This window comes from Photobacterium sp. MCCC 1A19761 (assembly GCF_037389125.1).
Classification (GTDB): Bacteria; Pseudomonadota; Gammaproteobacteria; order Enterobacterales; family Vibrionaceae; genus Photobacterium.
Map to the genome: position 1 here is coordinate 41033 of NZ_JAZGTF010000045.1, position 13469 is coordinate 54501.

At 55.0% G+C, this 13469-nt stretch carries 11 protein-coding genes and 1 tRNA gene; 1 reads left to right on the forward strand and 11 read right to left on the reverse strand.

The genetic code is table 11. The features are described from left to right. Window positions 1-67: 67 nt before the first annotated feature. The 10 genes from VV869_RS23570 to VV869_RS23615 all read right to left on the reverse strand — a co-directional run bounded on the left by VV869_RS23570 (window position 68) and on the right by VV869_RS23615 (window position 10989). Window positions 68-262 (reverse strand): DUF2065 domain-containing protein, encoded by a 195-nt coding sequence (locus tag VV869_RS23570; RefSeq protein WP_337737392.1) that lies wholly within the window; start codon window positions 260-262, stop codon window positions 68-70. A gap of 140 nt (window positions 263-402) precedes the next feature. Then, the gene (gene hflC / locus VV869_RS23575) at window positions 403-1389 is read right to left on the reverse strand and encodes a protease modulator HflC (protein ID WP_337737393.1); all 987 of its coding nucleotides are present in this window, start codon (window positions 1387-1389) and stop codon (window positions 403-405) included. Between the two features lie 2 nt (window positions 1390-1391). Next, complete coding sequence (gene hflK, locus VV869_RS23580) at window positions 1392-2552, reverse strand: FtsH protease activity modulator HflK (RefSeq protein WP_337737394.1); 1161 nt, start codon at window positions 2550-2552, stop codon at window positions 1392-1394. Window positions 2553-2609: 57 nt separating this feature from the next. Next, window positions 2610-3899 (reverse strand): ribosome rescue GTPase HflX, encoded by a 1290-nt coding sequence (gene hflX / locus VV869_RS23585; RefSeq protein ID WP_337737395.1) that lies wholly within the window; start codon window positions 3897-3899, stop codon window positions 2610-2612. Between the two features lie 28 nt (window positions 3900-3927). Beyond that, the gene (hfq, locus tag VV869_RS23590; RefSeq protein WP_337737396.1) at window positions 3928-4194 is read right to left on the reverse strand and encodes an RNA chaperone Hfq; all 267 of its coding nucleotides are present in this window, start codon (window positions 4192-4194) and stop codon (window positions 3928-3930) included. Window positions 4195-4279: 85 nt separating this feature from the next. After that, complete coding sequence (gene miaA, locus VV869_RS23595) at window positions 4280-5215, reverse strand: tRNA (adenosine(37)-N6)-dimethylallyltransferase MiaA (protein WP_337737397.1); 936 nt, start codon at window positions 5213-5215, stop codon at window positions 4280-4282. Beyond that, window positions 5208-7301 (reverse strand): DNA mismatch repair endonuclease MutL, encoded by a 2094-nt coding sequence (mutL, locus tag VV869_RS23600; RefSeq protein ID WP_337737398.1) that lies wholly within the window; start codon window positions 7299-7301, stop codon window positions 5208-5210. The genes miaA and mutL overlap by 8 nt, the downstream gene beginning before the upstream one ends. A 2-nt stretch (window positions 7302-7303) precedes the next feature. After that, entirely contained in the window at window positions 7304-8977 is a 1674-nt protein-coding gene (locus tag VV869_RS23605; RefSeq protein WP_337737399.1) for a LysM peptidoglycan-binding domain-containing protein, read from the reverse strand. 50 nt (window positions 8978-9027) lie between these two features. Beyond that, entirely contained in the window at window positions 9028-9492 is a 465-nt protein-coding gene (tsaE, locus tag VV869_RS23610; RefSeq protein WP_337737400.1) for a tRNA (adenosine(37)-N6)-threonylcarbamoyltransferase complex ATPase subunit type 1 TsaE, read from the reverse strand. Between the two features lie 9 nt (window positions 9493-9501). Continuing rightward, complete coding sequence (locus VV869_RS23615) at window positions 9502-10989, reverse strand: NAD(P)H-hydrate dehydratase (protein WP_337737401.1); 1488 nt, start codon at window positions 10987-10989, stop codon at window positions 9502-9504. A gap of 209 nt (window positions 10990-11198) precedes the next feature. Here VV869_RS23615 and queG point away from each other — a divergent pair, with 209 nt between their 5' ends. Then, entirely contained in the window at window positions 11199-12326 is a 1128-nt protein-coding gene (gene queG, locus VV869_RS23620) for a tRNA epoxyqueuosine(34) reductase QueG (RefSeq protein ID WP_337737402.1), read from the forward strand. 971 nt (window positions 12327-13297) lie between these two features. Here queG and VV869_RS23625 read toward each other — a convergent pair. Further along, window positions 13298-13374, reverse strand: a tRNA-Met gene (locus VV869_RS23625). Between the last annotated feature and the right edge of the window lie 95 nt (window positions 13375-13469).

Consider the following 13469-nt stretch of genomic DNA (forward strand, 5'->3'; position numbering starts at 1 on the left):
GCAGTCATTTTTTAACCATGGGCAATATTTTTGTCAGAAGAGCGTCACGATTGCAGGTTAGGCTATTTTACATACGACTGTACATCATGTAAGCAATCACACTACCCGCCGCCACCAGGCAGCCGCCAATCCGCCGTAGTGTATTGTCATTCTGCTGACTGAGCTGACTGACCATCTCACGCCACCCGCGCGGTGCCAGCAGCGGTCCTAAGCCTTCCACCACCAAGACCAGCCCGACCGCCAGCCATATCGCTTCACTCATGGTTTCTTCCACCTGCCCCGTATTGGGTGTCCATTACATCATTGCGCCCGGTATTATCCTGCCATCGCCGTCCCGGGGCCAGACGCCAGGCAAAAAAAAAGACAAGGCCAGAGCCTTGTCTTTTCGGGTTCTGCAGGCGATTACTGTACGCCGTTCGCTTCTTTCATGTATTTGAAGAAGTCGCTGTTTGGATCAACCACCAGCACATCGTTCTTCGACTTGAAGCTGTTCTCATAAGCTTTCAGAGAACGCAGGAAGTTGTAAAACTCCGGATCCTTATTGAACGCAGCCGAGTAGATTTCAGCAGTTTTCGCATCCGCAGTACCGCGAACCGTCCGCGCTTGGCGATCGGCTTCGGACAGGATCTTCGCCACTTCCAGCTCAGACTGGGCGCGGATCACTTCAGCCTTTTCACGGCCTTGCGAGCGGTGTTTCCGAGCCACTGACTCACGCTCTGCACGCATCCGGCGGTAAATCGATTCACTGATTTCATCCGGCAGGTTGATTTTCTTCATCCGGAAATCAACCACTTCGACACCCAGGTCTTTCATCGCGCTGATCTTGGTATCCGCCAGAACGTTCGCCATGATCTCATCGCGCTGACCTTCGATCTCTTTACGCGGCGCAACTTCGGCAACAATTTCTGTTGCCGGCGCATCCGCCAGCTCAGCACTCACCGAGCCCAGCACATCACTATCCGGACCGGAAACGATCTGCTTGATTTCACGCGAACCGATTTCCGAGCGCAGGCTGTCGACCACTTTACGTTTCAGCAGCGCTTCGGCCGTCGAGACGTTACCGCCACCAGTGGTCAGGTAGTACTGACCGAAGTCTTTGATACGCCATTTCAGGTAGGTATCAATGATGACGTCTTTCTTCTCAGACGTCACAAAACGGTCAGCTTGGTCATCCATGGTCTGAATACGGGCATCCAGCATCCGCACGCGGTCAAAAACCGGCACTTTGAAATGCAGGCCCGGCTCATAAATCCGCGCGATTTCATTGTTGTCTTTCAGGATCCGACCAAAACGGACGACGATACCGCGCTCGCCTTCCTTCACCACAAACATTGACATCAGCAATGCCGCGATAAAGATGACAATCACTGGGATCATTAATTTACGCATGATTAATATCTCCCCTGACGGCCAGTATCACCACGAGGAGTCGGCGATACGGGATCGGAATTTTCTACTTTTTCCAGCTCAATGCCAAAAGAGCCACTTGGTGTCGTACTCTTCGGCTGACTACCCTGGCCCGATTGGTTCATCAGCTTATCCAGAGGCAGATACAGCAGGTTACCGCTCGAGCTCGAGTCGATCATGACCTTGCTGGTATTGCCGTAAACACGCTCCATCGTCTCCAGATACAGACGGTTCCGTGTGACTTCCCGGGACGCCAGGTACTCCGGCAGCAGTTTCTCAAACTGTGCCACTTCACCCAGTGCTCCGTTGATCACCCGCTCCGAATAACCTTGGGCTTCTTTCTTCAGACGCTCAGCACGACCGGTCGCTTTCGGCAGAATGTCGTTGCTGTAAGCTTCCGCTTCACGCACAAAACGCTCTTCATCCTCACGGGCGGCAATCGCGTCATCAAACGCATCTTTCACCGCTTCCGGCGGACGTGCCGACTGGAAGTTCACATCGACAACCAGAATACCCATGTCGTATTTGCTGATGATCTTGTCGATCTCTTCCTGCGTCTTCGAACGGATCACCTGACGACCTGTGGTCAGTGCCGCATCCATGGTCGAGTCCCCGATCACCGCACGTAGTGCAGAATCCGTCGCCTGACGCAGGCTGTCATCGGCACTGGTCACGCTAAACAGGAACTTATTGGCGTCAGAAACGCGGTACTGAACATCCATTTCGACTTTCAGCACGTTTTCATCTTTGGTCAGCATCAGGCCCGAGCTACGCAGCGAACGGATCGCCTGAACGTTGACCGGCTCAACTTCATCGATAAAGGTCGGTTTCCAGTTCAGACCCGGATCGACCATTTCGTAGAACTTACCAAAACGCAGCACAACGCCCCGCTCAGCTTCCCCGATGGTGTAAAATCCGGAAAATCCCCAAACAGCGGCTGCCAGTACGGCAATTGCCCCCAGACCCGCAGCACTGCCACCGGACGAAGGACCTCTCTTATTCCCCAAAATGCCACCAAACTTACGACTCAGTTTCGAGAAAACCTCATCGAGATCCGGTGGCCCTTGATCACGACCGCCGCGATTATTATTCCCCCAAGGGTCTTTATCACGGCCACCGTTGTTACCAGGCTCATTCCACGCCATTATAGAACTCCATCAATATGATATGACGACAGTTTTTCTTATTACTCTAGCAGCCCATCAGGCTACGATAAAGTCATCTAACGTTGTACTTTCTCTTTTTTGCAGCCGGGACCACTCTGCCAGCGGGATGCGAATGTCCACCGTCAGACTGCCATCGGGCTCATATTCTTCACGCACAATACAGCCCAACTGGTAAAACTTACTGCGATAGCGCCCAATCAAATGCGGCGGCAAACGCAGGGTATGTTTCACCATGGTACCGGACAGACGCTCCGTCAGGGCCTCGAACAATAGGTCAATCCCCTGCCCGGCCATCGCAGAAATCCAGACCCGGCGCGGCATCCCGTCATCGTCGCGTTCAATCCGCGGCGTCGCCCCTTCCAGGCAGTCAATCTTATTCATGACCACCAGCGTCGGCACTTCGGCAGCCTCAATTTCTTCCAGCACGTTGTTGACCGCATCAATGTTTTCGCGAAAGCGATCATCACTGGCATCAACGACATGCAGCAGTAAACTGGCATCCTGGGTTTCTTTCAGAGTCGCTTTAAACGCGGCGACCAGATCATGCGGCAGGTGGCGGATAAATCCGACCGTATCGGCCAGAATGGTGGTACCGACATCCGCCACATCGATCTTACGTAGCGTCGGATCCAGCGTTGCAAACAGCTGATCCGCAGCATACACCCCAGCGTCTGTCACCCGGTTGAACAAGGTCGACTTCCCGGCGTTGGTATAACCCACCAACGAGATCGTCGGAATTTCTGCCCGATTTCTCGCCCGGCGGCCCTGATCCCGCTGCTTAGCCACTTTATCCAGCCGTTTCAGGATGGTTTTGATCCGCTCCCTTAACAAACGACGGTCTGTTTCCAGCTGGGTCTCACCCGGACCACGCAAACCGATCCCGCCTTTTTGTCGCTCAAGGTGGGTCCAGCCCCGGATCAATCGGGTTGAGATATGGCGTAGCTGCGCCAGTTCAACTTGCAGTTTACCTTCGTGAGTGCGCGCCCGCTGCGCAAAGATATCCAGGATCAGACCTGTTCGATCCAACACCCGGCATTTACAGATCCGCTCCAGGTTCCGCTCTTGCGCTGGAGAGAGGGAGTGGTTGAATATGACGATCTCGGCCTCTTCGGCCCGAACCGCATCGGCAATTTCCTGTGCTTTACCTTCTCCCACGTAATACTTAGGGTGGGGAGTATTACGACTGCCTGTGATCACACGCAGCGCATTGACTCCCGCGGAGGAGACCAGCATTTCAAACTCGCTTAAGTCTTCCCATTCCCCTTCTTGCGTGAAGTTGATATGAACAAGAATAGCCTGCTCGCCGGCTTCATAACGGTCAAACAAGCAATCAACTCCTTATTGAAGAATGAAATTATTCTTCAGGTTTTTCCTGAGTACGCTCGGTAGGCTGACGCTCACCGGCATGATGGTGGTTCACCGGGCGAGCCGGTACAACAGTCGAGATAGCGTGTTTATACACCATCTGGTTAACCGTATTTTTGAGTAGGATAACGAACTGATCGAATGACTCGATTTGGCCTTGCAGTTTGATACCGTTGACCAGGTAGATAGAGACCGGAATTCTTTCTCGACGCAGCGCATTCAAAAACGGGTCTTGCAAAGATTGCCCCTTAGCCATTATTTCTTTTCCTTATTTGTTTGTAGTTGTATTTAGCAACGAACAACATTAAAAATACGCAAAACAGTGTGAGTATACACGCGAATCAAACGTCACATCTAACTGAGTTTGTGACGGTTTGTAACGCAGTCTCCACATCACTGCTATCCAACCACGTCAAATCTTTCCAGCTTCTCAGCCAGGTGATTTGACGTTTCGCCAATTGACGGGTCGCGCAGATCCCGCGGAACACCGCTTCGTCTAAATCGCAGTTCCCGTCCAAGTATTCCCACATCTGTCGGTATCCTACACAGCGTATCGACGGCAAATCCGGATGGAGATCCCCTCGCTCATACAAAGCACGAACTTCCTGTTCAAAACCGGCTTTGATCATGTTGGCAAAACGCTGTTCGATCCTCTGATGCAGGACAGCCCTGTCCTTGGGGGTTATTGCAAACTGATGAACCTTATACGGCAAAGACTCACCCTGGGTTTTCGTCAGCTCAGTTAAAGTTTTACCCGAAATACGGAAAACTTCCAATGCCCGAGACAAACGCTGCGGATCATTCGGGTGGATCCGCTCTCCAGAGACCGGATCAATCCGTACCAATTCCTCATGCAATGCCTGCCACCCTTTGGTTTCTGCTTCCAGCTCGATCGCTGCCCGAATCGCAGGATCGGCCGCAGGCAGAGGAGACAAGCCTTCCAGCAAGGCTTTGTAGTACAACATAGTACCACCAACCAGCAGAGGAATCCGTCCAGCAGCCACTATATCAGCCATTTCTTTCAGTGCATCAGCACGAAAGTCCGCAGCTGAATAACTTTGCGCTGGATCACGAATATCTATCAGACGGTGCGGCGCCAGAGCAAGCTCCCGGGCATCCGGTTTGGCTGTTCCGATATCCATCCCCTTATAAATAAGGGCGGAATCAACACTTATCAACTCCACCGGTAATTGCTGACGCAAACGAATGGCCAGATCCGTTTTTCCCGATGCGGTCGGCCCCATTAAAAAGATGGCCTGTGGTAGTGGCTTAGTCATAATGAAATGCTTCTACTGCTGCGCGGATATCGACCGGACGCAACAGGTGTGAATAATAATGTTCAAGGGTCTCCCCCCACAATTGTTCCAGCTCGGCCACCAGCTGAATCGCCTGGGACAAACTGAATGTTGCGGTGGGGATCACAAGTTGGGCAGCAAGCCAGTCCAACAACGGCTCCCAGCCCTGGGCCTCCGGATCATCGGCCACCCCGGCCAGATAATCGAGCAGTGCCGGCACCAGTTGTTGTAGGTTCTGCTGGCGCAGCGGCAAACACACCGACATCACGATCAAGCCAGTATTGCCCTTGGCTTTAAGCTGAATCCCCAGTTGCTTGAGCAGCAGGGCATGTTGCTCTGCGCACTCGATCATCGCCGGCTCAGCCGGCAGCGCATGCGGGATCAACAAAGGCTGTGGTTTCAGCCCCTCGCCCTGCGCCTGGCGCAACTGGCCTTTATACCGGAGTCGCTGGGCATAATCGAGCGATAACAACGCCAATCCGCCCTCCCGGTTGAGCAGCAAATAACGTTGCTCCATCAGACACAGGGCTTTGCCCAATCCAGCCCCCGCATAATCGGTGACCGGCGCAGAAACGCCACTGGCCGGAGTGACGGCAATTGACGATGGAGCCGCTGGTTTCACCGGGGCTGAAGCCGGACGCACATCGCGCGGTGCAGGTGCCGGTGCCGGTGCCGGATGCCGCGCCGGAGATTCCGGTGGCGCCGGGGTCTGCATGAGCTGCTGGTAAGCCCGAACTTCCCGGGCCGAAGGAGATTCGCTGCCATAGCGGCGATCACCACCAGAAGCCGCATTGCCGGAAGCCGGGCGCTGGGCTGAATGCGGCGCGGCCGCACGCGATTCACCACGTCGGGCCGGGACCGGACGATCCCGCGGCGTCTCTGTAGCAGGCATCCATTTGTGAGCTTGTGCTTTATTCGGGTAATCCGGCGTCCGGGCCAGTGCCGCCATCATTGATGTCGGGATCTCCGTCGCCGGTTCAGCGGACGGCGCGCTGGGTTGCGCCGGGTAGTCATAGTCGGCCCGGGCACTGGCCCGGGTCGGCGTCTGATACAGGCCATTCGGCTCAGCCAGCGACTGCTGCAACGCGCTTTGCAGCCCCTGGCAAATAAAATCATGCACCAGACGCGCCTGGTGAAAGCGGACTTCATGTTTGGCCGGGTGGACATTCACATCCACCTGATGCGGGTCAACCTCGATATAGAGCACGTAGGCCGCATACTGATCCGCCGTCAGGCTACTCTCATAGGCCTGACGAATGGCGTGGTTGATCAGCTTGTCCTTCATCATCCGGCCGTTGACGTAGCAATACTGAATATCGTTCTGAGATCGGGCACCTTGCGGGCTGCAAATCCAGCCCGACAGCTTCAGATCGCCATGCTCGAGCGATACAGCCAGGGCATGGTTGAGGAAAGGGGTGCCACAGACTGCGGCCAACCGACGCTCCTGCTGGATCTGCGTTTGCGCCGCCCGGTACTGGCGCACACTCTTGCCGTTGTGGCGCAGGTTGATGGTGACATCAAACCGGCTCAGGGCAATTCGTTTGAGCAGCTCGTCAATGTGGCCGAATTCGGTTTTTTCGGTTCGGAGGAACTTGCGCCGGGCCGGGGTATTAAAAAACAGATCCAGCACTTCCAGCGTGGTTCCCACCGGGTGGGCCGCTGGCTTGAGCTTGACCTCCATCTCCCGCCCTTCGGCATACGCGGCCCAGGCTTCCTCCTGCGCCGCCGTCCGTGACGTCAGCGTCAGCCGGGAAACCGAGCTGATACTGGCCAGTGCCTCGCCGCGAAAGCCCAGACTGACAATGGCTTCCAGATCATCCAACGTCGCTATCTTGGAGGTCGCATGACGACTCAGCGCCAGCTGAAGTTCATCTTTGGGGATCCCTTTGCCGTTATCGCGGATCCGGATCATGCGGCTGCCGCCCTTGTCGATATCAATCTCGATTCGGGTGGCTCCAGCATCCAGGCTGTTCTCGACCAGCTCCTTCACCACTGATGCCGGGCGCTCGACCACTTCTCCCGCCGCGATTTGGTTTGCCAGGCGGGCCGGCAAGATCTGAATAGGCATAATTAACTTCTAGGTATCGTTAGCGTTTGGCCGACAGCCAGTGTATCTGAGCTTAGCTGATTCGCCTCACGAATACGACTGATACTGACCCCGTAGCGGGCCGCGATTTTACCCAGAAACTCCCCCCGTTTCACGGTGTGGGTCAGGGCTTCCGGCGCCTTCACGGCAATCTGCAGTTGTTGACCGATCGCCAACTCATCCGAGCGCAACCGGTTTGCCTGACGAATACTAGCCACTGTTACGCCGTAGTCGGCCGCAATCTTGCCCAAAAATTCCCCCCGCTTCACCGTATGGGTGCGGGTCACGGTACGGGTCCCTGCCGGAGGCGATACAGGAGTCGCGGCCGGAGGCACCACGCTCGGGGTCGGCGTTCCGGCATGCGGGATCTGCAGTACCTGCCCAACCCGTAGTGTCGTGCTCTTAAGGTGATTGAGTTGTTTCAGCGCCGCGGTGGTCGTGCCGTAGCGTTCGGCAATCAAACTGAGCGACTGCCCCCGGGCCACGGTATGTTTGACCCCGTTTTTCCGGGCTGCAAACAGCGTCCCTTCAGGCGGTTTCTCGTTAAAGTAAGCCAGCACCCCCCGGTAGACGGCATTGGCCAGCTTGCTCTGATGGGCCCGGGTGTTCAGAAGCCGCTCTTCCTGCGGGTTCGTGATAAAACCCGTTTCGACCAGCAGGGAAGGAATATCCGGCGACTTCAGCACGGCCAGGCTGGCGTGTTCCGGCTTGCTCTTATGCAACGCGGTAATTTTACTGAGCTCTTTCAGTACCCGCGAAGCCACGTCATACCCCTCTTTCTGGGAGTGGCTGAACTGCAGATCCAATACCGCCATGCTCAGGTATTGATCATCGTTGCCCCCCGTGAGCACATCGCCCCCGCCGAGCAACTCTGACTGCTTTTCTTGTTGCTCCAGCCAGCGGCCAATCTCGCTATTGGCCCGACGGGTGTTGAGTACCCAGACCGAAGCCCCACGCGGGTGCGGCTGGTGAAATCCATCGGCATGGATGGACACCAACAGGTGTGCCTTGTTCCTGCGGGCGATTTCCGAGCGCTTATTGAGATTCACGAAATAATCGCCGCGCCGGGTCAGGACCGCTTTCATCCCCGGGGTCGCATTAATCTTGGCCGCGACCTCTTTCGAAATATCCAGGGTGACGTTTTTCTCGTACTTACGGCTCGGGCCGATCGAGCCCGGATCCTCACCGCCGTGTCCGGCATCAATCGCAACGATAATATCGTCAGTACCATACGGCAGCAGCGCGTCACGGTTCTGAGTCACCGGCTTCTTGGCGACCGGCTGCGCTGGCGTCACTTTTTTCTGATGCGGCAGGTCCAGCACCAGACGGTGGCCGTAATGGCCATCCGGCGTCGGTGCCAGCTTGAAGATCGTCGGATCGGTCCCGGCCTTGGTTTCAAACACCAGGCGGTAGGTTCCGGCCTCCGGCGGGCTGCTGCTGCGAATGTTCGTCAGGACGGCACTATTGTCCACGCGAAGCGGCAACTTGGTTTTCAGCGCAGTCTCTTTTAGATCGACAACCAGGCGGTTCGGCTTAGTCAGGGTGAAAAAGGTAAATGCCACTTCATCCTGCACATCCAGCACTACCCGGGTTTCATCCGGTGCCGGCCAGACACGAATGCTTTTCAGCTCGTTGGCCCAGGCCAACGAGCTGCACATCCCTGCACCGGCTATCAATATGGGCAATAAAGACCGAAGTGACATCCTGATCAACACAACTCCAAACGCTCGATCAATGCTCGACCATACTCATTATTCGCCGTCATAATGACCTGGCGCTGAGTGTCATGATAGCGCATCTCAATATCCAGATCCGGGGCCGGTAACAGACCTTCTCCTTTCTCCGGCCACTCTACCAGGCAGATCGCATCTGCCGTGAAGTAATCCCGGATCCCCATAAATTCCAGCTCTTCCGGATCGGCCAGGCGATACAGATCGAAATGGTAGACCTGCCAGGGCGGCAGCTCATACGGTTCCACTAGGGTGTACGTCGGGCTTTTAACATTACCCTCGTGACCCAGTGCACGAATAAAGCCACGGCTAAACGTGGTTTTTCCCGCGCCGAGATCGCCATGCAGATAGATCGTGGTCTGGCGATGACAAGCATTGGCCAGTTGAAGGCCTAACGCGACGGTTGCCTGCTCATCGGCAAGCAATGTTTCAAATGTTTGCATTGTTTTCTTTTATCTTGGGTTAACCAGTTGGCGAAGATAGGGAAACAGATCACTGGCCAGCATCCCACGCTCACCATCACGGGCACATAAATCGGCTGCGGTGCTATGGATCCACACCCCCGTTCGTGCCGCTTCGGATAAGGACATACCCTGCGCTGCCAGTGCCCCGATGATCCCGGACAGCACATCTCCCATGCCGCCCGTTGCCATTCCCGGATTACCGGCAGTACAGATCCAGCACTGCCTACCATCATCAATTAGTGTACCGGCCCCTTTGAGGACCACTACACCACCAAATTGTTGCTGCAACTGCCGGGCTGCCGTAAACCGGTCAGCTTCGACCCTGGCCACAGACCAGCCCAACAGCCGGGCCGCCTCGCCCGGGTGCGGCGTTATTATACGATTATTTTTATAGTCTGGTGAGAGGGCTAATAAGTTCAACCCGTCTGCATCCACGACCATTTTTTTCTCGGTGTCTTCAAAGTGGAACAGCAAGGCCTTGCTCCAATCACTTTGTCCCAGCCCCGGTCCAATCACAATCACATCGGCCCAGTCCCGCCGCTGGCGAATTTCATGGGCTTTGTCGTGCCAGCCCTGCACCATTATTTCAGGCCTGGCTGTCACAATTGACAATACATTGTCAGATTGCGTGATCACGGCCGTCAGCCCGGCACCACTCCGGACACAAGCTTCAGCAGCCAGCCGAATCGCACCCGGCATCCCCAAATCGCCCCCGACACACAAGACCCGGCCATGATCGCCTTTGTGCGCCGTTCGCCGCCGCGGGGGTAACGCGTGCAGCACGCTTTGGTGATCCACCCGATAAGCTGCAGGCTCCGTCTCGCTCGCAAAGGTGTACTCCACCCCCAACCCGGCAAAATAACGCTGCCCGCAATGTTGGCTGGCCTGGCCGGTACACAAGCCCTGCTTGCAGCCAATGAAGGTCACCGTGGCTTCAGCCTGAATGGCCGTTCCCAGAACGGCCCCCGTATCGGCACACAGACCCGAAGGTACATCCACTGCGATGATCGGCCGGGCAGCCTGATTCAGTAGCCCAATCAGTTGTCCGCAATCTTCGCGCACCGGGCCGGTCAGGCCTGTGCCCAGCAGCGCGTCAACAATCACTTCGACATCATCCGGAACCTGCGACTGCGCCGAAGTGATCTGCCCACCGGCAGCCAACCAGTCATCCCGCGCCCGCGCCGCATCGCCGGTGAGTCGCGCTGCATCACCCAATTGCCACAGTCGAACCGAGATCCCTGCCGCACGCGCCAGCCGGGCGACCACATACCCGTCACCGCCATTGTTCCCACCCCCACAACAGATCAGCACAGACCGGCACGTCGGGTAACGCTGGCTCAGCACGGAAAATACGGCCTCGCCCGCGCGTCGCATTAACTGATACATCTCCAATTGCATCGCCTGGGCAGCCCGAAGCTCACCTTTACGGACCTGCTCAGCCCGATACAGCAATTGAGGTAATTGTGTTGTGACCATATGCGCTCCCTCGTTCACAGCCTGAGCCCATCCTCGAGCGCACGGCTGACAGTGAACAAATAGTGCCCAAAACCGCCATCAGGTACAATCATAAATCCCCAACAGCTTGAAGCAGACACCAAGGCTTCTATGATTGATTCAATCGTTGATGATTATGGTACACTTCGGCCCCTTTACTCTCAGCCACGCAGTACACACCCAAAATGACGATAAACTACAGCGAACTGGCCCTAAACATTAAGCAATGGGGAAAAGAACTCGGTTTTCAGCAGGTTGGGATCTGCGATGTGGATCTGAAAAAACACGAGGCCCAGCTTCAGCGCTGGCTTGATGTCGGCTATCACGGCGAAATGGACTGGATGGCCCGCCACGGCATGATGCGCGCCCGACCGGACGAACTTTTACCCGGCACCGTGCGGGTGATCAGCGTGCGGATGAATTATCTGCCCCCTGAAGCCGGATTTGCCCAAACCCTGAAGCAACCGGAGCTGGCTTACATCAGTCGCTATTCTCTGGGCCGGGATTACCACAAGCTGATCCGAAACCGCTTGAAGCTGTTGGGCCAGCGGATTGAACAAGCCGTCGGGGCCTTTGGGTATCGGCCGTTTGTCGACTCAGCCCCGATTCTGGAACGACCACTGGCTGAAAAAGCCGGATTAGGGTGGACCGGTAAACATTCGTTAATTTTGAGTGAGCAGGCCGGTTCCTGGTTTTTCCTGGGTGAACTTCTGATCGATTTACCTTTACCCGTTGACCAACCCGTCGAGAACCAATGCGGTAAGTGCGTCGCCTGCATGACCAGTTGTCCGACAGGCGCCATTGTTGAAGAAGGCGTCGTGGATGCCAGACGCTGTATTTCCTATCTGACCATCGAGTTCGACGGGGTGATCCCGGAAGAATTTCGCGAGCCAATGGGCAACCGGATATACGGCTGCGACGACTGCCAGCTGGTATGTCCGTTCAATCGCTATGCCGAAATTACCGAAGAGCGTGACTATCATTGCCGGGACAGCCTAGACCAACAGCCCCTGCATGTTTTATATCAGTGGACAGAATCGCAATTTCTCAAACAGACCGAAGGCTCAGCCATTCGGCGGATCGGTCACCTGCAGTGGCTGCGAAACCTGACTATTGCGATGGGCAATGCCCCCTATCGGCAAGAGATTATTGATGCCCTCGAACAACGGCAGGGGGAGAGTGAGCTCTTAGATAAGCACATCCACTGGGCCCTCGACAAGCAACGTGAAAAACGCCAGGAACTCACCATTGAAGTGTTGCCGGGTAAAACCAAACGACTCATCCGAATTATCGAAAAAGGACTCCCCCGCGACGCTTAAAGCGTCTGAAACGCTCCCGCCCGTTCGAGACATTGCACAAAGTGGGAGCGATGTCAGCCTTCACCGGAAATGTGGAAAACCGTTTCACCCCCGCCAATATTTTCCATTCTCAAAAAGATTAAACACAGCCGAATATACTCACAATCAAAACAGTTATCCCAAGGCTGAACATATTGATCAGGCTGTATATAAGCCTTGGGCAAAAACAGAAAAACCAAGACTTATCAACGACTTGCCTTGTTGGTATCTTTTATTGAAAAATAAGAAATAGGAAAATAACAAGTGAGTGAAAAGAGTTATTCACACGACGTCGGCACATGTAATCAACTGAGTTACCCACAACCCAAAAGATGTGGATAACTCTGTGCACGAACGATTGAATTGATCAACCCAGCTCACTGCAAACCCAGAGAATATCTGCATTCCGGCGGGGTTAGATTCTGGATAAGAAATATGATTTACAGATCAAGCCTCCCTGCAATCATCAGGGGGTATCCACAAAATCAAAGAGCATGTACCGTTACCAGGGATCCAGCCTCTCATCGGCTGGCTGACAAAACATCCTAACTAGCAGAGACAAATAAACAGCCGCTCGGGCTGCTGAAATCTCTATCTGATGATGTCATTGAAGCTGATTGCTTCCTTGGGCTCTGAATCGTATGGATCCGGAACTCTGGCGCGACACACAAGATCAACGAATTTATCGTCTGATCGAGGAATGTTGCAGTAGGACTAATACTTCACAGTAGTAGTTTGCCGTATCACCACGTTCTTGGCGACAGCAAGATTTGGAGCGACATACGAGGCCCCTGATCTTCGAGGAACCAGGCGTGACCTCAACCTTAACAAGGTTGTAGCCTACCAGCTGAGCTAGTGTCGCATTGGTTGCGGGCTCGGATTTGATCCGGGCGGCGCTTCCGTCGACGGCCTGAGGGTTATGACAAAGACAACACCCGACTGTCTGAAATTGTTGGTTGCGGGGGCCGGATTTGAACCGACGACCTTCGGGTTATGAGCCCGACGAGCTACCAAGCTGCTCCACCCCGCGTCCGTATTTCATCGTTAAGCACGATGACAACTATGCTTTCCACTAAATAAAAAGTGGAGCGACACACGAGGTTCCTGATCTTCAAGGAACTAGGC